The organism is Stygiolobus sp. CP859M (assembly GCF_037389975.1).
Taxonomy (GTDB): Archaea; Thermoproteota; Thermoprotei_A; order Sulfolobales; family Sulfolobaceae; genus Stygiolobus.
On the sequence record NZ_JBBHKS010000022.1, the window covers coordinates 112,105 to 129,466 of the forward strand.

Sequence of the window (17,362 nt, forward strand, 5' to 3'; positions counted from 1 at the left end):
AGTTTTTCATGAGTTTCTTAAACAGTTGGGTACGTGTACTATTATTAGGTCACTAAACTTTAAATCGCCCTTAACTACGTCCTCGGCTGTAATTTTGTATACTTTTTCGTCCGGAAAACTCAACCTCTCCATCACGGTAAGAACTGGGTTACAGCCTATCTGTAATAGCTTTTCTGACACTTTCCTCACTCCGTCAGGATAGGGTTCTGGGACAATCAGCAAATCACGTCCGATCTCTAACGCTTTCTTTATTTCATCGTAGTTTAATTCACCTCTAACGTGAAAAGTGATAAATACAATCTGAGACAGATCTTTTCCGACTATAGCGAGAGCCCTTAGTACTGAAGATATACCGGAAATTATAACATATTGTATACCTTGTCTATTACATTCCCTTTTTATCCTATTAAGGAATTGGTAATCTGAGACCATAGGGTCACCGTGGAACAACACTGCTACATCTCGGTCTCTAGCAATGCTAACTATCTCCGGAATCTGTATTTCCTGCTCTTTATAGTTAAGATAAATTAACTGTTTACCATCCATTTTAAGAAGAAAATCAAATCTGTCCACAACATTTCTCCAGCCTGCGATAACGTCCACTCTTTTCAAAACATTAAATGCTTTAATCGTTATCAATTCAGGATCCCCACTACCCACACCCACAACATAAATCAAGTTACTCACCCGCTATAGCTACTGCAACAGTGACTTCCCCTTTGTATGGAATCTTCCTTAAAATCAATTTCGCATCCTTCCCCCCAGCTATGAGGGCAGAAACTTCAGCAACACCTTTCAGCCCCAGCTCAGTGAGTTTCTCTGAGGGAGGCGTTAGACACTCGTCATTAAATGAGTTGATCTCTTCAAGGGTTATCTTCCTGAAAGGGATTCCAAGCTCCTTACTTGCAACTTCAGCAGATTCCCTAATAGACGCTATGAGCTTTACTCTGCTCTTATCAAGTGAAAGGAGATCAAAAACATAAAGTATTGCCTCCTTGACGGTTTTAGGAGAAGTCTCCTTTTTACTCCCTACTCCTATTGCGACCCTCAATGGCTTTAAACACACGACGTTCTCGTCATCACACCTATTGTTGTCTGTAATAATCACTGAGTACTTACAACCATCACCTATGACGTAGTTGCCTTTTACCTGCGGAGGCAGAGATGAAATTCCTTTCACACATACTCTCTCCCCTCTTAACAGAGCTGAAGTAACCTTAACTATCGCATTAACGTTAACGACCTTAGCTATGAGTAAATTTGCAAGCTCTTCTACGCTAGTTACACCCCTCTGTTCGCTTGCTGTAGTGATAACTAAAGTGGAGTTTAGGGCTTCGGAAATCTCCTTTGCAAGATCGTTTGCTCCCCAGTGAGAACCGATAACCGGAATGACAAATTTAAACTCGTCGTCTACAGCAATCACTGCTGGATCCTTGTCCTTTCCTTGAGCAAATTTACAAATACTCCTTACCACTCCTCCCAGAGCCATTACAAAAACTAGTGCGTCATAGCATTTCCATAATTTTTCCACGTTTTCTAAGCTATAACGCAATAGGGAAACGGGATAGCCCTTATTTTTTATTACGTCGGCAACCTTCTTTCCGCTCTGCTCATTAGAAGCGTAAATTACGGCAATACCCCTACGCCACCACATCCACTTAACTCTTGTATTAAGGAATAAATACGTTACTTTTTAAAACCTAATTAACGGGGATATCTCTCTTAAAAAAGGGGAAGGGCTGAATCCTTTTTCACGTTAATAGAAATTTTTTATATCTGTTTATAACGAATTTGCGTTGATAAATGATGAACTCTCACACCGATGTGGGCAAAAGTGTGGGAGTGATTGCAGAGATGGGAGCCCCGTGCCGTTGGGCTCGAAGGAGTCCCATGACCTACCTACCTTAAGTAGGTGGTTGAGGGCTAAGTCCCTACACTCGATCATGAATGAACATAAAATGATTGAAATGAAAGTGTAGGGGCAAACGGTTCAAAGCGTAAGGTAATAGTTAATTAGCCAAGTAGTAATTACTTCTATCTTATCCTTTCGTCCTCTTGTTCTTGTCTTGCCATATCTATTATTTCGGCTACCATAAATCCTGCCAATAACCAAAGCACGAAAGCTCCTAGCGTCACTTCCGTACCGGAGGGAATTGAGGTTATCATAACATACATCGTGAATAACGCAGCTCCTAAAGATAGAGATATCTCTACCTTTCTCTTCCTCAGTCTCTTCAAGGATATCCTAGTTAGAGAAAAATCAGTTGCTAGATGGACGTATAAGTTACCCAGCAAGGATACAAAACTTACAGTTAGAAAAGCATTGTACGCGTTACCACCAAACATGATTAAGGACAGCATGACTATTAACCAATAAGCTCCCACTGTAACCAACACCGCATTGAACGGCTCTCTACCGTTCTTAAGTTCTGCCAGTTTTTCATGAAAGAATCCGTTTACTGCCATAGCATAAATTGTTCTAGATGTAGAAAACATAAAAGTTAATGTAGCAAGTATCCCGTCATTAATTGCAGCTATTGTTGCAAACGCTAGTGTAGCTAAACCGAATCTATCCTGAATTAGCGTAAGTAGGGATATTGAAGAGTTTAATTGTAAGTGGTAATATACTATATGGTCTACAATAGCATAGACATCGAATGATGCGAGTAGACCTCCTAATAATATTACTGTAACTATGGCCCTTGGGACTGTTTTCTTTGGGTCTTTTACCTCACCGGATAAAGGAGTTATTGAACCATATCCGGTTGGAATGCTAGAGCCGAATATAACCGCGGCAGCTAATGCGGAAAGTGGTGGGATTTTAGATACTGGATTGTAAAAGGTAAAGTGAGTAGAATATAGAAACGTTATTGCTAAGAACCCCATCATTATTATTTCTAAGATACTGGCAAACATTGCATATTTAAATGAAGGTTTATTTCCCAATAGGGCAAATGCTGAAGCCAAAACAAGGAATACAAGCGCTATTTGATAAGTGTCGAAAAGTGGTAATATAGTCGAGAGTACGGCAACTGCGCCTAACACATACGCGCTACCGTATAAGGCTGAATACAACAAGTAAGTCCAGCCTGTCTCAAAACCGAGACGTTTAGTTAGGGAGTAATAAGAGTACGTGTAGTAGCCTCCACTCTGCGTAAACTTAGTTGAAAGTTTATATGCTACTAGACCGTTTAGCAGAACTAATAAAGTACCCAAAATAATAGCTACTGGTGCAAATGATCCACCGTACGAATAAGAAGCCACGCCATAAACTAATATGCTCAGGAAGGGTGATTGTCCTCCAAGACTCATAAAAACTAGGTCTCTTAGCCCTATCTCTCTAGTCGGCTTTTGAACTCCTCTCTGTGACGACTTTGACATACGCTAAACTTCTTCATCACCCTTTTCATTAAAAAAACTTACTACTAAAATTTAATTTATACAAAGTTATTAGGAAAAATCACTAATTATTTATCCAATATTGCAAAGAACAATAAGAGCCTATAAAAATCTAGATAATAAACACGTTGAATGGAAACAATTTTAACTACGTAAGGAGTAATATTGCCTACAGATGAAAATACTACTTATATCTACATGGACTAACATATCAACTAATGAGCAAGAGTATAACGTTGTTGACTCTAGGGGAAACGAAAATGAAAACATGATAAAAGACTATAAACCTTCACTAGCAGAATACAGTTTTCTAAAGGAGGATGTAAAAGACGTTAAAATGATAATCCTATTGCCTTCTTTTCTTACGGCATCTTTAAACGACTTGCCAGACTCTTATTCGCTTCTTGAAAACTCCCTTAAGGATCTCGTAGCCCAGAAATTCCCAGCAGCAAGGGAAGCTGACATTTATGTTTTACCGTCGTCAGGAACGTTCAAATCCAGTAAGAATGTCATTCACATACATGACGGCGGTATCGGAAACTTTAATTTCTTTATTTACATGGATATCTATGAGGAGTTAAGGAAAGAGGATCCAGAAGTCGTAATGGTAGACCTTAGTGAAACATCCTCCTACTTATCTTACATCACGTCAAACGCAGTTAGGCTAGCAATTGAAGATTACGCATTTATTAATAAGAAACAACCCATGCTTATTGAGTTAGCGTCAGACTTCTCAAATAGGATTGTTACTTTGAGAAAGACGTTAATGAAGGACGTAAATATACATCAATATCTAACGTCTGATATTAAACTCGCTAAGGGAATGAATACCCAAGGAAAAAGCGAGCTTTACGGTATAGGAAAGGCATTAGAATTAGGACTTCCGTTAGCCCTAATATACTTACTTAGGGAAGCTGTTGATCTAGTTTCACCAGAAGAGTTCAGGAAAAAAGTCCTCGAAAACATACAAGTTCGAAAAAGTAACGGAACATACTCCCTAATCGCTTCCCTCAGGGCGAGTATGACCTCACCGTATTACTTTATAGGTTATCATTTTGTAGAAGCCAATAAAAAAATCATTGAAGGTGAAATAACTCTGGATAAATTAAACGAGTTAATGGATTACTATACCGGAGCAACTAGAGCGTTGATTAGGAGGGAGATCGAGATTATTAGAAAGTTGAGTCAACTTGTCAGAGACGGAGAATATTTACTTGACTCTTTGATAAGAGTGGGAAACACTAGGGTGCTAGACTGGCTAGATGGTAGGGTATATGAGGGGAGTAAGGTTAGATGTGAAATAACAGAGGAAGAGATGGTATCCCACGCCGGTATGGGAAGGAAGTTCACTAAGGTAAGTAAGGACGGAAACAATATAACTGCGAAATATGCAGAAGAATGTCTTGATAACGTATTGTCATGGATAAAGAGTTTAGGAAGAGAAGAATGACTATCTTCACTAACTTCGAGTTCACATTAAATAATCTTCACTATTTCGGAAATTGTAGTTAAGACGAAAGTACTTCCAAGAAATAAATATATCACTGAAGGCTTCATTTTATTAGCCAGACTAGCGAAAAAGTAGCCGAAAATAAGGGCGGTAAAACCGATTATGATTGAGTCAACTAGGTTTAACAACCCCACGGTAAAGTAATCTATTGCTCCGCTAGTTGCCGAGAATAACATGGCTAGTGTAGCGGTTCCTATCATCTTCTTTATGCACATTGTGGAAAAGAGAATTATCATTACAGCTATGAACATAATACCCCCGCTAGCCCCCAAAGTTCCAGTAACCATACCTATTAACACAGCCATGAGAAAGCCCATGGGGTAGGAAAACTTACCTAAATTCACGTGCCTTAACTTCAAGTTAGGATTTTTAGACCTCCTGAATGAGACGTAAGCCATTACGCTAGTGAATATTATAAACGCGCTTTCCAGTAATTTTTCCGGAGTTACTACGGCTATTCTTACTCCTATCTGAGCACCAGTTACAGCACCTAGAGCTAATACTGCACTTATCCTGAAATCCGCGTTCTTGTTCTTGATATAAACTATAACTACTGATATTGTAGTTATCACGTCAATAAGCAGGCTAGAACCTACAGCGCTCTTAAAAGACAGGCCTAGATAGGATAAAGCGGGAACCACTATCAAAACACCACTAGACCCAGTTATTCCCGTTAAAGCCCCTACTCCTATCCCTATTAATATTAAAAGCAAAACAAATATTATACTCAATGTGCTCCGTCCAAGATGTAACGTATTAACCTAAAAATTCTTAGTCTATTTTTATAAGACTAGCTTATAGTGTTTTAAGAATAGATAGATATATGTCACTGGCACCGGAACCGTTAGAGGGCAATATAAAGTTCTACAACCTGAAAAAACTCGAAGATTTAGGTTATGACATTTTTTCCTTACCTTACTCCTTAAGAGTTCTTGTAGAAAACGTGATTAGAAACTCGGATAACAAGAAAATCACTGAGGAAGACCTTGAAAAAATTGCCGGATGGAAAGTTGGTGAAGAATTCTCATTTATGCCTACAAGAGTAATAATGCAGGACTACACTGGCGTACCACTCCTTGTTGATCTTGCAGCAATGAGAAGCGAGTTGGCTAAAAGAGGGAAAGATCCATTAAGAGTTAATCCAGTAATACAGTCCGATTTGGTCATAGACCACTCTGTTCAAGTAGATTATTACGGGACATCTTATGCCCTAGTACTTAACATGCAGAAGGAGTTCGAAAGGAATGTGGAGAGATATACATTTCTTAAATGGGCACAAAGCAGTTTCAGAAACCTCAGAATAGTACCACCCGGTAACGGTATAATTCACCAAGTTAACTTAGAATTTCTAAGTAAAGTAGTAGATGTAAGAGAGGTTAAAGGAGAACAAGTAGCCTTCCCAGAAATAGTAATAGGAACTGATTCTCATACGACCATGGCTAACGGTATAAGCGTCTTATCTTGGGGTGTAGGAGGGCTTGAAGCCGAGGCAGTAATGATGGGAGAGCCTTACACAATGGTAGTCCCAGAAGTAATAGGAGTTAAACTAGAGGGAGAAATCAGGGAAGGAGTTACCCCCACTGACGTAGTGTTATATATAACTGAAGTTCTGAGGAAAAAAGGAGTTGTAGGAAAATTCGTTGAGTTCTTCGGACAGTCCCTATCAAATTTGTCAGTACCAGATAGAGCTACAATAGCTAATATGGCTCCAGAGTACGGGGCTACTGTAGGTTACTTCCCGATTGATGAAAGAACCATCAATTACTTGTACGTTACCGGCAGAAACTACAAACTCGTTGAGAAATACGCAAAAATACAAGGACTATTTTACGAGGGAGAGCCAAAGTATACCGAGGTTGTTACGATAAACTTATCGGATATTGAACCTTCTGTAGCTGGGCCTAAAAACCCTGATGAAAGGGTTACGCTAAAGGAGTTGAAAAAGAAAGTCCAAAAGAATAACAAGAAATCGGGAACGTACGTAAAGGACAATGACGTAGTGTTAACTGCAGTAACCAGTTGTACCAACACTTCCAATCCCACATTAATGATAGGAGCTGGGATCTTGGCTAAAAAAGCCGTTCAGCTCGGGTTGAGGACTAAACCCTATATAAAAACTAGTATGGCACCAGGTTCACCTATCGTAGTTGAGTATTTAAAGGAGGCCGATTTATTACCTTATCTGGAAGCCTTAGGATTCCACGTTGTGGGCTTTGGTTGTACTACATGTATAGGAAACGCCGGTCCTCTACCTCCTAAAATTGAGCACGACATTAAAAATAACGGTCTGGAGGTCTACGGAGTTATAAGCGGTAACAGAAACTTTGAAGGGAGGGTTAATCCTTACTTGAAGGGGGTGTTCTTAGCCTCACCCATTCTTGTGATAGCTTTTGCACTCGCTGGAAGGATTGATATTGACTTCTTTGAAGAACCGATTGACTACGATCCTAACGGAAAACCTGTCTACTTAAAGGACATTTGGCCTTCGATGAAGGAGATAGCAGATTATATGAACCTAGCGATGAACCCTGAACTCTACAAGTCAAGGTTCGACAAGATCTTTGAAGGAGACGAGAATTGGAAGAACCTCAAAGTTCCAGAGTCAGAACTGTATAACTGGGATAATAATTCAACTTACATTAGGATGCCTCCTTGGTTTTCCATCGAAACTAAATTTGGAGATATAAGAGGAGCAAGAATACTCTTGCTCTTGGGAGATAAGATTACAACAGACCACATCTCTCCAGCAGGACCAATAGACCCCAACTCTGTAGCTGGTCAGTATCTTAAACAGCTAGGTGTTACGGAACTCAACACGTACGGTGCCAGAAGAGGAAATCACGAGGTTATGTTAAGAGGAGGTTTCGCAAATCCAAAGCTTAAAAACATGCTAGTCGAACAACCAGGTGGTTATACGAAACACTTCCCTGACGGCAAAGTTATGAGTGTATATGAAGCTTCCGAACTATACAAGAAAGAGGGCGTTCCGCTCGTGATCGTCGCCGGTAAGCAATACGGCTCCGGAAGTTCTAGGGATTGGGCTGCTAAGGTTACCGCACTTCTAGGTGTTAAAGCCGTTCTAGCGGAATCATTTGAGAGAATACATAAGAGCAATTTGGTTGCTATGGGAGTAGTCCCAATAGAGATCCCTGACTGGAGAAGTTTAGGCATCAAGGGAGATGAAATAGTGAACATAGAGCTCAACAACCTTACTGTTAAGGGGAAAGTAAAAGTGGAATTCATGAAGGGTGATGAAAAGATAGAGATAGAAGGCAGAGCTAGAGTTGATACTAACGTAGAACTAGAGTACATTAAAGAGGGTGGAATTTTAAAGTATGTCTTCAATAAGTTATTACATGAGGGTTAGGATTAGGGGAATTTATACTACAGCCTTGACCTATTTATTCCTTAAATCCGGGTATACCATTGTTCAACAGACTCCCCAGATCGTTGAAAGATTCGGCATTGACACAATTAATGAACCGGCAGATGTAACGGTAAAGGACGGGGTGGACAGAGGGGAAATAGTATCAATCGGAGAGGATATTTATAATTTTTTACGGTCTACTTTGAAGTACTCCTCCATTTGGAAGTCTCCCGTGAAACTTTATTCTGTCATCGAACCTAAAAACTGTGAATACATGGGTTATCATGTGGAGCCGTGTATAGAGAAGGGAACTGTTATAAAGCCGCCAGTTGAGGGAAAAATAGTGCTATCACCGGTAAGGGCTGTTGGTAAAATAGCTATGGTATGGCGAGGCGAGGGAAAAACCTTCTTTTCAGAACACATTAAGGAAGAAGTCAGGGAGAAATTGCTGAGTATAAGTACACCCTTGAATAGAAAAGGATATAACGTTAAATGGAGAAGTAATGCAACTTTTATGCATTATTCAGAACTAAAAAAGGAACTTGAAGAACTCGTAATGAAGTATGAGTCTGAAGATTTTAGAAACCAAGGAGAGGAGTTCATAAGAACAATCTTGTCATTGGAAGACAAATTATTTCTTGACGGAATAAGGAGTCTAGTAGTAAAAACAATGAAGTTCCATCATATGCTCAAATACAGTTATCACCATAATGAAGTTGACGAGGAAGAACAGAGGGACAATCTGGATCCCTCGTTATTATTACAGAAGTTAGTGAGAGATACGATGTACATAGAACACCTAAAAGCTGACGGTAAAAAATATGTACTCAGGGAGGGTAAAGTGATTTACAGCGAGATAAAAAAGGACTACTATATAATTAAACTCAGAAGAGAGTTCAACGCAGGAGGACAGTATGACGGGTTAGGAATTCCAATAGAGCAAGGAGATTATGATATAGTAGAGTTCGACTCAAGACAGTGGTATCAAATACATAAATATTATAACGCTGAGGGAAACCTTAAGGGAATATACGCTAACATATCAACTCCTCCTGAACTTTTGAGAGGAAAAATAAGGTATCTTGACTTAGAAGTGGATGTAGTAAAAAAGGAAAATGAAGTAAAAGTAATAGACCTTGAGGAGCTGGAAAAGAAAAGAGAATTATTGGGGGAAGAGTTATATAAAAAAGCTATACTAACTTTGGAGAGTGTTAAAAACTTATTAATGTCCTTCTAGTTCCTCCCTACTAATCGGTATAATTTTCACTGTATCTTCCTTTTCGTCATATATGATTCTTACCAAATCTCCTTCTCTAATGTTGATCTTTTGCCTTATCCTCGAAGGGATTGTCACTTGGAAATTCCTAGACACTTTTACTACATCTTCAACAGGCATTCTAATCCCTTTAATATGCTTAGAACTCATGCTATAAAAAATTTATATTTAAAAAAATGCCTCTATGACCTTAACTTCTTTGTAACCTCGCTAGACACTTCTTTCGATAATTTTTTGGTTTGTTCTGTATTACCTAGTCTTCTTGTAGTCTCTAGACTCTGTTGTAACCTCCTCGTAGTTTCCATTAACTCTATCTTTCTCGTCTGTTGAGCTAATTGCTGCATTTGCTGCAGAGTCCTAGTAGCCTCGGTTAAATTGTTGGTACTTAAGTCTGACGACAGCTTATTCATCAGTGCATAGTACTGGTACTCACTAAGTAGATCATTATTTATGCCACTAAGGAAAGTCTGTGTATCTCTTGCTGGGATTATTTGAATTATGCTCACTTGAGAGTCAGGTCTACCACTTGCTGGATCTTCATAATTTACTTTTACCGTCATCAAATTACCAGTGTAGTTTGGAGGTACCGTTATTTCTCCCAATATTCTCACAACACCCTCAACAGCCCCTAGTTTGACTGGGGGACCAGGATAGTTAAGAAGTTTCACTGGAGACTCGGATATTATGTCCACCGTAACATTTTTAGCACCTATTTCGGTTACAGCAGCTTGCGGGAGAGCATTCGCTACTTCCATAGGGTCATTTATATGGTTCAATATACCTCCACTTTTATCAGCCAAAGTCTTAAGTAATTGTTCATTATAATCATCACCGATTCCAAATGCTATGACTTTGAATCCTGGCGGTAGTGTCACCCTTTCATAAGGAGTAATATCGGTTATGTCGGTGGGTTGTCCGTCTGTTAATAATATGATGTATCCCGGCATCTCATATCTTTTAGCAATTTCTATAGCTTTACCGAGGGCTGTGTATAGTACTGTTTGCCCTCCTGCATTTACTTGCTGAATTTGAGAGACTAAAGAGGGGGCATCAGCATACTCGCTTAGGACATTAACCGAGCTTGAGAACGTTATAAACGTAATCTTGTTACCTCTTGGAATTTTGTTAAGAAGTTCTATTGCTCCGTTTTTTGCCGTGTCTAATTTTACACCATACATCGAACCTGATGTATCTAACAGTATTATGTAGTGAAAACCAGTTGCAGTAGTTACTCTTTCTGGCACAATTATTATTCTGAAAACTGCTCTAACTTGTGAATTAAAAGAATACTTATGGCTGATTTCTACTCTGGTAGAAATAGTCATAAAAAACACCTTGTTAATTCCTTCACTCTTTAATTATCTTGATCATGGTCTGATTTCCTAACTTTATTATAGAATTTGGGTCTATCTTTTGTTTACCTTTTATAGGTTGGAATATCTTACCGTCATAAACGTAGGTACCGTTCGTACTATTCAGATCTTCAATGTATAATTCGCCATTCTCGAGAGAGATTATTGCATGTCTTCTTGAAATCTCTGGATCTGGGATGATTATCACGTTTTCGGGACTTCTTCCTACTGATATCGTAGGGAATATGTCAAATGATAGGGGTACTTTCTGATTTATCAGATTAGCATAAGGTGTGTTTATGAATAATATATAATACTTACCACTTGTAGGTGTTGGGGGAACTGGAGATACTGTTGGTGTTGGAGGTTGGGGAACTGGAGGTTGTGTTACGACTTGCTGGGTAGGCACTGGTGCTGGAGAGTTCAGTGGAGGAGCTGTCTGACCGACTGGTGGTGAAGGTGTAGCTTCAGTTGGTTGAGGTGGTGCAACTGGAGTCGGCGGAGCTTGCGCTACTGGGGTCTGTTGAACATCTGTGGGGGTAGGTTGAGGGGGCTGCTGAGTAGGTAGTGGAGGTTGTTGAGTTGTCATAGATGGTTTTTGTGTACCACACTTTATACAAAACAAAGCGTCATCGTCGTTTTCATAACCACATACGGGGCATTTCCACGGCATGAATAATGTATTTTGTATAAAAGTATTTATAGTTTTACTCACGTAATATCTTATTTGGCTATGACAATAAGTGTAAAGATTAAGAGCTCGACCAATTACGTTGCTTTTGAGACGCCAACAGAGGTGGATTTAATAATAAGAATAGTCCCAGAAACATTCGTTAGATTTACTGGAATTAACTATGTTATTCTTTTAGACAATAGTCCTTCTATGAGGAGAGAAAACAAAATGCAAACCGCGATAGCAGCTGCAAATAAACTTTCCAATGAGATTCCACCCGGCAATTATCTCTCTATTTATTTATTTTCAAATGACCTAGAAAAACTCTATGAAGGACAAACCGGCACACCGATAAATATACCTATGGAGATCAAAAAAGGGTACACAACAAACTTCTATAAAGCAATAACTAAGATACTAGATATAGTTAAGGGATATTCTACTCCAGTAAAGCTCATTATTTTGTCTGACGGGAAGCCAACTGATAAGAGAAATCTCAACGACTACGAGCCTATACAAGTACCCCCTCACGTTCAAATTATATCCATAGGTATCGGAAACGATTACAATGAGGCTATAATGAAGAGACTAGCAGACAAGGGAGCAGGTTTATACTATCATATTTTAGACCCCTCTCAATTACCAACCTTATTTGCCCAACTAAAAGTATCAGACGTAGCCGGGTACAATTTAGTGATAAATGTACCGCCAGGTTTCGAAGTACTAAACTATGAAATGCCTGTCAGTATACCGATTTTAGATAAAGCAATTACCATCTATGCCGTAGGTAACGTTCCTCCGGGAAATCAGCCAGTAGTTCTTACTGTGACAGGGAGCTACTACGACCCAGCCAGAGGAAGTATAATTCAGATAAATGAACCAATATATCTACAGAGAGCAAGCCATGAAATGGTACAACAACGTATAAACCATAGCGTTGTAGCAGAAGTGAGGTATTTCAATCTCCTCAGACAATACGGAAACGCCCTTATGAAAGGAAATAATAAGGAGGCTACACAGATAGCTCAAGAACTCTTGAGTGCGGCTGAACAGACCAGAAGAGAGGACTTAATAGAAGAAACGAGAAAGTTAACCGGTGATAAGAAAACTGACTTATCTGAAATTACGAAGACGATGAGGAAACAGTAAATAGATGCTTTTTAAATCTTTACTGGTTTCTTAAACCTATGATTAAGTTAACATTTTTCCATGATGTAATTTGTCCCTTCTGTTATATGGCTTCTAAAAGGTTGAAAAAAGTAGTAAACGAGTTTAAGGGAGAAGTAATAGTAAAGCACAAGGCTTTTGCAATCATTTCGTCTTTAGAGGACTTAAAGGCTATAGCTCCTACTGAAGAAGATGCGAGACAAGTATTTCTTAATGAGTTCTCTATTTTAAAAAGATACATACCAGACTATGACCCTGAAAAGGTTATAGGTAAAGGAAAAATAAAGTACGTATGGTCTATTCCTCCTTTGATAGCGTGTAAGGCAGCGGAATTCCAAAAGGGTGATGAAGGACACTGGGAGTTTTTTGATAGAGCACAAGATAAGTTCTTTCTTGAAGGTGAGGACATAACAGACGAAAAGGTACTAGTATCTATAGCTGAGGAAATTGGATTGGACGTTAACAAGTTTAAAGAGGATCTGAATGCTAAGAGGACAAAACTGGCTGTGATAGAAGACGAAGAAGAGGCAAAAGCTATGGGAATTAGAGGAGTCCCTGCAATATTAGTTAATGACACTTGGTTAATAAGGGGGGTACAGGAAGAAAATTACTATCGAGCTGTTATAAAGGACATATTAGAACACGGAGAACCTAAGGAAATAAAGTTGAAAGCTTATTGGGAAAAAGACTAGTATTTTTCTAGTCTGTTACAACGCCTCTAGTCGTTTTAAAAGTGAATTTTGGAATATGAAACAAACTACCAGTACTTTTTACATAGATAACATTTTATCGTGTTATTTTTGCTAAGGATCAAAAGGAAAGCTTATTTGGGTAGAGAATAGATAATGAATCATGAAAACTGTTAAGAACTATATGTCGTCACCAGTATTCCAAGTTGAGGCAAATACCTCAATTCAAGAAGTATGTAAGTTAATGATGGAGAGAGGAGTAGGATCTGTAATGATAACAGAGAATGGTGTACCAAAAGGAATCTTCACTGACAGAGATGCTGTAAAAGCGTTTTCGCTTGGTTTAAGCCCCAATGATGAAGTAAGACTCGCTTCAACGCTCGGTAACCTGATCACTGTGGATGAAGACACGGACCCGTTCACCGCAATTGATATTATGACAAAGAACAAGATCAGGCACTTACCAGTAAGGGATAAAAGAGGGAATATAATAGGAATGTTTGCCATAACTGATATCTCAAAAGTAATGCACGATATGACCTCTTAACTTAAAAAATTCCAGTCGAAAATATTTTCAAATGAAAATAGTAACTTTGTTACCGTTATCAGCTAAGAATTTGAAAGAGGTAAATGAAGCAATAGTATCATCTTTAGATAATAACAAACATAAGTACGAAATTTTCTCTCTTTCTTACCAAAGGATATCCTTGGTGGGCCAAAGTAGCTATGATATGATCTTTTCTCCAGAACTTCTTGAGGGCGAAATGTCCCTATTACACCTTCTTTCTCCTTTAGTTATCAGGACAAACTCATCCTTATCTTTTCATACTCCACGACTTAGGCCTCCGTTAAAACTCGAATTAAAGGGAAAGAGTCTGTTGATCGGTTCACCTCTAGTTGAAGGGTTAATAAGTGTTACTAGTCATGATTGCTTGTTGAGTACAGACGAGGAGATCAGGGCTGTTTATCCTTTACCATTTAGAGATGAAGTATTCGACAACGTAATTCTTTCCGAGATAATGGATTATGACTTAGTGAAAGAAGCTTATAGAGTTACTAAGAGAGGAGGGAAAGGGTTTATCATCGTTCCCTTTTGTGTAGACCCTGTTAACGCCCTTAAGGTATTGTCAGTAAAGTTTAGAATAATCAACGCTATAGCAAAGAACCGCTTCTGGATTATTGAAGGAATTAAGAGTGACTCAAAGCGCGTGTAACTACCTACTGAAAATCTCGTCTTTTGGGGCTTGGATGTCAAAGGCTTAACCACCTCATTTCTTCGGCACCATTTAGAAAAAGAAAACATTTTTAATTCATGTACAGTTAGCAATACTAAATGGTCAAAGTATACAAGTACGGAGATTATTATTTTGCAGGAGTGAGTCACGTTATTCCAGGTTATTTGCAAGACGTAGTTTTCGTTTATAAACAAGGTAACAACTGGACTTCAATAAGTGCTGAGAAATTAAGAACTAATAATGGGTCTTTAATACAAATAGCTGAAAGAATAAAGTACGCTACTCACGAAGACGATATAGAAAAAGCCGTATCAGAGTTAAAAAGGATGGGGATAAAAATCGAGGAAGTAGATAAATCGCCTTTTCCGCTAAAGATCTTAGAAGGGAAGAAGAAAATACAAGCGGAGTTCGACTAATCCGGCCCAGATTCAGTCATCATTTTTCAGTTCCGCAGAGACTCTTCATCTCGATGTAGAGGTTATTCAGGGTTAATTAACAGACCTTTAAGCCTTGTTTGTTTTAATTCATCTTCGTTTAAATATAATGAATACGAGATTTAAAACCATGTCAGTATTGTTTAAGGAAGGAACTCAAAGAGAGAGTGGTGTAGAAACAATAAAGTCGAACATTTTAGCAGTTAGGACATTAGCAGAGATGTTAAAGACTAGCTTGGGACCGAGGGGTATGGACAAGATGCTAATAAGTGGGACTTCTGACGTCACCGTAACTAACGATGGAGTTACGATAGTAAAGGAAATGGATGTTCAACACCCAGCAGCTAAGATAATAGTAGAGGCTGCTAAAGCACAAGATACACAAGTTGGTGACGGTACTACATCAGCCGTAGTACTAAGCGGTTTCTTAGCTGAACAAGCTGAAAAATTACTAGATCAGAAGATCCACCCGGTCACAATTATTGACGGATACAAAAAAGCCCTTGAATTCTCACTTGAACTCGGAAAGAGGTTCGCCCTCAAGGTCGATCCAAATGACAGAAAGATCTTATCTCAAATAGCATATACTGCACTTAGTAGTAAGTTCTTTTCCTCCTCTACTACTTTAAACAAGATCATAGACATCTCAATCGATGCTGTACTGAGCGTGGCCGAGAAAGTAGGAGACCAATACGTAATTGATATGTCAAACATTAAATTCGTGAAAAAGAGAGGAGAAAGTGCTGATGAAACAGAACTCGTAAAAGGATTCGTCTTAGATAAAGAAGTAGCTCATGAAGGGATGCCGAGAAGAGTTGAAAAGGCTAAAATTGCCGTAATAGATTTCGGCTTAGAAGTAGAAAAGCCAGAGATTTCAGCTAAAATGAGCTTTACCGATCCTGAACAGATAAGGGAAGCTTTAGAAGAGCAGACAAAGTATGTTAAATCACTTGTGGATACATTAGAAAAGCTCGGAGCCAAAGTAATCATCGGACAAAAAGGTATGGATGATATTGCATTATACTTCTTAGCAAAGAAGGGAATAATCGCAGTAAAGAACGTAAGTAGAAGTGATTTAGAGAAAGTAGCTAAGGCAGTTGGGGCTAAAATAATATCGTCCATTAAAGATGCTTCGTCTGACGACTTAGGCTATGCTGAAGTTGTAGAAGAAAGAAAAATTGGGAACTCGAAGGCAATATTTATTGAAGGGGCTAAAGACGCTAAAGCTGTTACAGTTTTAGTGAGAGGCTCCAGCGAGATAGTGATGGACGAAATCGAGAGAAGCTTCCAAGACTCAATAAATGCAGTTAAGAACGTTCTCAACTACCCGTACATAGTAGGCGGTGGAGGAGCTTACGAAGTAGAGCTTGCTATGAGATTAAGGGAGGAAGCTAAAAAAGTAGGAGGAAAAGAACAGCTAGCAATTGAGGCCTTTGCAGATGCATTAGAAGAAATAGCTACAACTTTAGCTGGAACCGCTGGGATGGACGAAATTGAAACTATAGTTCAGCTCAGGAACTTACATGCAAAGGGTTATAAATTCGCGGGAGTAAATGTAGAGAGCGGAAAGATAGAAGAAGATATGATGAAAATAAACGTCATTGACCCGTTAGTAGTAAAGGAAAGTATCCTAAAAAGCTCGGTAGAAGCTGTAACAGCATTATTGAAAATTGATGACTTCATAGCAGCAGCCCCCATGAAACAAAATCCACAACAGCAACAGCCTTACGGTTAAATAATTAAGCCGTGAAAGAGTTTTTTATCTATAATATTGTATTATGCCGTTGATGAATAAACTGACTCTCTTAGGAGTTATTCTAATTATCATCGGTGTAATACTATTTGTACTAGATTCGACCGTAGCACCAACCTTAATAAAGCCCTCAGTTAGTGGGAGCACTGTTATCCCTTCTAAAGGAGAATTTAGACTTCCATTAGCTGGAAGTTCTATTACTGCTGTCCAATATAATTCCTCTGGAACGCTACAACTAGAGAATCTACCCAATACTTCCGTTAAAGAGAATTTGTCTCAGGGACATCTAGTAACAGTTGAAAACTTGAACTCAACTCCTAGCTACATCGTATTTTACAATCCGAATTCCTATAACGTGACCCTAACTTACAAGGAGTCAACTGTAAACATAGGACAAGCCGCGACTATAGGAATTCTATTTATAGTGTCAATTGCTTTGTTTATAGTAGGAGTAGTAATAGCAATATATGGGTTTATAAGAGGTAGAAGGAGAGCATAATAAATAAT

At 38.8% G+C, this 17,362-nt stretch carries 18 protein-coding genes; 11 read left to right on the forward strand and 7 right to left on the reverse strand.

The annotated features are described in order from the left end of the window. Positions 1–6: 6 nt before the first annotated feature. Together WIW72_RS10820 and cbiG are read right to left on the reverse strand one after the other, a co-directional pair. A complete protein-coding gene (locus tag WIW72_RS10820) occupies positions 7–687 on the reverse strand; it encodes a cobalt-precorrin-7 (C(5))-methyltransferase (RefSeq protein WP_337721458.1) in 681 nt (226 codons plus the stop codon). Then, complete coding sequence (gene cbiG, locus WIW72_RS10825) at positions 680–1,654, reverse strand: cobalt-precorrin 5A hydrolase (RefSeq protein WP_337721459.1); 975 nt, start codon at positions 1,652–1,654, stop codon at positions 680–682. Before cbiG ends, WIW72_RS10820 begins: the two co-directional genes overlap by 8 nt. 145 nt (positions 1,655–1,799) lie before the next feature. Between cbiG and WIW72_RS10830 the strand changes: the two genes are divergently transcribed. Continuing rightward, the gene (locus tag WIW72_RS10830) at positions 1,800–1,979 is read left to right on the forward strand and encodes a hypothetical protein (protein ID WP_443295021.1); all 180 of its coding nucleotides are present in this window, start codon (positions 1,800–1,802) and stop codon (positions 1,977–1,979) included. 55 nt (positions 1,980–2,034) lie between these two features. Here the strand turns inward: WIW72_RS10830 and WIW72_RS10835 are convergent, their stop codons facing one another. Beyond that, entirely contained in the window at positions 2,035–3,381 is a 1,347-nt protein-coding gene (locus WIW72_RS10835) for an APC family permease (protein WP_337721461.1), read from the reverse strand. Positions 3,382–3,574: 193 nt separating this feature from the next. Between WIW72_RS10835 and WIW72_RS10840 the strand changes: the two genes are divergently transcribed. After that, on the forward strand, positions 3,575–4,849 hold the full coding sequence (locus tag WIW72_RS10840; protein ID WP_337721462.1) for a TM1812 family CRISPR-associated protein: 1,275 nt from the start codon (positions 3,575–3,577) through the stop codon (positions 4,847–4,849). A gap of 26 nt (positions 4,850–4,875) precedes the next feature. Here the strand turns inward: WIW72_RS10840 and WIW72_RS10845 are convergent, their stop codons facing one another. Beyond that, entirely contained in the window at positions 4,876–5,640 is a 765-nt protein-coding gene (locus tag WIW72_RS10845) for a sulfite exporter TauE/SafE family protein (protein WP_337721463.1), read from the reverse strand. A 92-nt stretch (positions 5,641–5,732) separates the two neighbouring features. Between WIW72_RS10845 and acnA the strand changes: the two genes are divergently transcribed. Together acnA and WIW72_RS10855 are read left to right on the forward strand one after the other, a co-directional pair. Further along, complete coding sequence (gene acnA / locus WIW72_RS10850) at positions 5,733–8,276, forward strand: aconitate hydratase AcnA (RefSeq protein WP_337721464.1); 2,544 nt, start codon at positions 5,733–5,735, stop codon at positions 8,274–8,276. After that, positions 8,266–9,513 carry a DUF402 domain-containing protein gene (locus tag WIW72_RS10855; RefSeq protein ID WP_337721476.1) on the forward strand — a complete coding sequence of 416 codons (1,248 nt, stop codon included), beginning with the start codon at positions 8,266–8,268 and terminating at the stop codon, positions 9,511–9,513. Before acnA ends, WIW72_RS10855 begins: the two co-directional genes overlap by 11 nt. Here the strand turns inward: WIW72_RS10855 and WIW72_RS10860 are convergent. From WIW72_RS10860 to WIW72_RS10870, 3 genes are all read right to left on the reverse strand, one after another. After that, positions 9,499–9,672 (reverse strand): AbrB/MazE/SpoVT family DNA-binding domain-containing protein, encoded by a 174-nt coding sequence (locus tag WIW72_RS10860; protein WP_156007945.1) that lies wholly within the window; start codon positions 9,670–9,672, stop codon positions 9,499–9,501. The genes WIW72_RS10855 and WIW72_RS10860 overlap by 15 nt on opposite strands. 62 nt (positions 9,673–9,734) lie before the next feature. Then, on the reverse strand, positions 9,735–10,877 hold the full coding sequence (locus WIW72_RS10865) for a VWA domain-containing protein (RefSeq protein ID WP_337721465.1): 1,143 nt from the start codon (positions 10,875–10,877) through the stop codon (positions 9,735–9,737). A gap of 22 nt (positions 10,878–10,899) precedes the next feature. Then, entirely contained in the window at positions 10,900–11,577 is a 678-nt protein-coding gene (locus tag WIW72_RS10870; RefSeq protein WP_337721466.1) for an FHA domain-containing protein, read from the reverse strand. Positions 11,578–11,637: 60 nt separating this feature from the next. Here WIW72_RS10870 and WIW72_RS10875 point away from each other — a divergent pair, with 60 nt between their 5' ends. The 7 genes from WIW72_RS10875 (at position 11,638) to WIW72_RS10905 (ending at position 17,354) form a co-directional block, all read left to right on the forward strand. Next, complete coding sequence (locus WIW72_RS10875; RefSeq protein ID WP_337721467.1) at positions 11,638–12,726, forward strand: VWA domain-containing protein; 1,089 nt, start codon at positions 11,638–11,640, stop codon at positions 12,724–12,726. A 38-nt stretch (positions 12,727–12,764) separates the two neighbouring features. Further along, positions 12,765–13,436 (forward strand): DsbA family oxidoreductase, encoded by a 672-nt coding sequence (locus WIW72_RS10880; RefSeq protein WP_337721468.1) that lies wholly within the window; start codon positions 12,765–12,767, stop codon positions 13,434–13,436. Between the two features lie 160 nt (positions 13,437–13,596). After that, the gene (locus WIW72_RS10885; protein ID WP_443295007.1) at positions 13,597–13,980 is read left to right on the forward strand and encodes a CBS domain-containing protein; all 384 of its coding nucleotides are present in this window, start codon (positions 13,597–13,599) and stop codon (positions 13,978–13,980) included. A gap of 31 nt (positions 13,981–14,011) precedes the next feature. Then, positions 14,012–14,647, forward strand: coding sequence for a hypothetical protein (locus WIW72_RS10890; RefSeq protein ID WP_337721469.1), 636 nt, complete (start codon positions 14,012–14,014; stop codon positions 14,645–14,647). 119 nt (positions 14,648–14,766) lie between these two features. Continuing rightward, positions 14,767–15,084, forward strand: a complete 318-nt coding sequence (locus tag WIW72_RS10895) for a hypothetical protein (RefSeq protein ID WP_337721470.1) — start codon at positions 14,767–14,769, stop codon at positions 15,082–15,084. Between the two features lie 148 nt (positions 15,085–15,232). Next, entirely contained in the window at positions 15,233–16,837 is a 1,605-nt protein-coding gene (thsA, locus tag WIW72_RS10900; RefSeq protein WP_337709245.1) for a thermosome subunit alpha, read from the forward strand. 52 nt (positions 16,838–16,889) lie between these two features. Beyond that, positions 16,890–17,354 (forward strand): hypothetical protein, encoded by a 465-nt coding sequence (locus tag WIW72_RS10905; RefSeq protein ID WP_337721471.1) that lies wholly within the window; start codon positions 16,890–16,892, stop codon positions 17,352–17,354. The last annotated feature ends 8 nt before the right edge of the window (positions 17,355–17,362 follow it).

Coding starts and splice junctions, on each gene's coding strand:
- WIW72_RS10835 (WP_337721461.1), bottom strand. CDS start 3,381: ATGTCAAAGTCGTCACAGAGAGGAGTTCAAAAGCCGACTAGAGAGATA.
- WIW72_RS10865 (WP_337721465.1), bottom strand. CDS start 10,877: ATGACTATTTCTACCAGAGTAGAAATCAGCCATAAGTATTCTTTTAAT.
- WIW72_RS10875 (WP_337721467.1), top strand. CDS start 11,638: ATGACAATAAGTGTAAAGATTAAGAGCTCGACCAATTACGTTGCTTTT.
- thsA (WP_337709245.1), top strand. CDS start 15,233: ATGTCAGTATTGTTTAAGGAAGGAACTCAAAGAGAGAGTGGTGTAGAA.
- WIW72_RS10840 (WP_337721462.1), top strand. CDS start 3,575: ATGAAAATACTACTTATATCTACATGGACTAACATATCAACTAATGAG.
- WIW72_RS10895 (WP_337721470.1), top strand. CDS start 14,767: ATGGTCAAAGTATACAAGTACGGAGATTATTATTTTGCAGGAGTGAGT.
- WIW72_RS10880 (WP_337721468.1), top strand. CDS start 12,765: ATGATTAAGTTAACATTTTTCCATGATGTAATTTGTCCCTTCTGTTAT.
- WIW72_RS10885 (WP_443295007.1), top strand. CDS start 13,597: ATGAAAACTGTTAAGAACTATATGTCGTCACCAGTATTCCAAGTTGAG.
- WIW72_RS10860 (WP_156007945.1), bottom strand. CDS start 9,672: ATGCCTGTTGAAGATGTAGTAAAAGTGTCTAGGAATTTCCAAGTGACA.
- acnA (WP_337721464.1), top strand. CDS start 5,733: ATGTCACTGGCACCGGAACCGTTAGAGGGCAATATAAAGTTCTACAAC.
- WIW72_RS10870 (WP_337721466.1), bottom strand. CDS start 11,577: ATGCCGTGGAAATGCCCCGTATGTGGTTATGAAAACGACGATGACGCT.
- WIW72_RS10905 (WP_337721471.1), top strand. CDS start 16,890: ATGAATAAACTGACTCTCTTAGGAGTTATTCTAATTATCATCGGTGTA.
- cbiG (WP_337721459.1), bottom strand. CDS start 1,654: ATGTGGTGGCGTAGGGGTATTGCCGTAATTTACGCTTCTAATGAGCAG.
- WIW72_RS10855 (WP_337721476.1), top strand. CDS start 8,266: ATGAGGGTTAGGATTAGGGGAATTTATACTACAGCCTTGACCTATTTA.
- WIW72_RS10890 (WP_337721469.1), top strand. CDS start 14,012: ATGAAAATAGTAACTTTGTTACCGTTATCAGCTAAGAATTTGAAAGAG.